An 828-nucleotide genomic window follows, 5' to 3' on the forward strand; every position below is an offset into this window, starting at 1 on the left:
GTCGTCGGTACGAGGAGGCCCACGCAAGCCATCAGGAGATGAGAAGGTCGAACCAGAAAAGTTGTCCGAGGGAATGGTTCGTCGGGCATATCGTTCACCGGCATCAGCCGCAAGCCAGTGTTGTGACGCCAAGGCCCAACACCAGCATACCGCTCGTCGTTGATCGGATAACGGCCGCGATAACCGAGTCGCGGCGATCGATTATCAATCGTAAAAAAGACGATTCCGCGACTTCGGTTCATCGCATGGTTCCGCTGATCTCGGCGTTATTGGTCAGCGTTAGTTTGACGGAAGAAACTCTGCGTTGGTAATCGTTACGCTCGACGATTGCCAGGACCGTTGCAGTTCACCAGTCACACAGTATTTTGCCCCAGCATCGGGCGACAGTTGGTTCTCCCCAGGTTGGACGACCACAAGGATTGTTTCCCCGTCGAAATCGACATGCGAGAAGTCGCCAACGAGCTCCCTATATGTGCCCGTGAATCGCACTCGTTTTCCATTTGCGTAGTCATCAAACTGGCGAAAGCTGGATACCGTGTAGGGGATCTGGCTGATGAAGTAGGTAGCAATGAGAATAATGGGAAGTATGACGAAGCCAGCAACCTTGCGAGCGAACGCATCACCACCGTTGCGTGGCTCGTGTTCGCTGTTTGTTTGGTCTGCATCGCGGCTTTGCATGTTTAGCTGTTAAGCGGAACGGTACGGATCAGCGGGGACCGGGAGTTGACTATCCATTCGTGAAAACTACCCACCGGTCCTCCGTTGCATCCGATGGTTACCCGCAATCCCGGCCATTTGATTGTCGATTCCGTGGAAGTGATCACGGGC

2 protein-coding genes are annotated in these 828 nt (G+C 54.1%); both read right to left on the bottom strand.

Annotated elements, in window-relative coordinates:
- The coding region (locus CA13_RS34645; RefSeq protein WP_419193919.1) for a hypothetical protein at positions 1-242 on the bottom strand (242 nt) is incomplete at its 3' end.
- Between the two features lie 37 nt (positions 243-279).
- On the bottom strand, positions 280-678 hold the full coding sequence (locus tag CA13_RS04190; protein WP_146394731.1) for a hypothetical protein: 399 nt from the start codon (positions 676-678) through the stop codon (positions 280-282).
- Between the last annotated feature and the right edge of the window lie 150 nt (positions 679-828).

Source organism: Novipirellula herctigrandis, assembly GCA_007859835.1.
Taxonomy (GTDB): domain Bacteria; phylum Planctomycetota; class Planctomycetia; order Pirellulales; family Pirellulaceae; genus Novipirellula_A; species Novipirellula_A herctigrandis.